Source organism: Chryseobacterium sp. SIMBA_028 (assembly GCF_046535285.1).
Lineage (GTDB): Bacteria > Bacteroidota > Bacteroidia > Flavobacteriales > Weeksellaceae > Chryseobacterium.
This window is the reverse complement of sequence record NZ_JAWRWZ010000347.1, coordinates 1-267: the sequence shown is the minus strand read 5'-3', so window position 1 is coordinate 267 and position 267 is coordinate 1. Positions and strand designations below refer to the sequence as shown.

General features: G+C 63.3%; 1 pseudogene. It reads left to right on the top strand.

Features of this window, described 5'->3' with window-relative positions:
• Window positions 1–267: pseudogene (locus SCA31_RS23725) on the top strand (aminoacetone oxidase family FAD-binding enzyme); the annotation flags it as partial.

The window sequence follows — 267 nt, the reverse complement described above, 5'->3', positions numbered from 1 at the left end:
AAAGCCAAGCAGACGAATGGCCGCCAGTCGGCTCAGACGGCGCTGGCGGAAATCCTGCCGAAGCGTCTCTCCCAATATCTGGCCGAGCGCGAAGGCATTTCCGGCAACATGGCCGACCTCTCCGACAAGGCGCTGGCGAGGCTTGCCGATGCCGCCCAGAACGGGACGGTCAAGCCGTCCGGCTCCGAAGGATACCGCACGGCGGAAGTGACGCTCGGCGGCATCGATACATCAGCGCTAGATTCGAAGACCATGGAAGCCAAGACG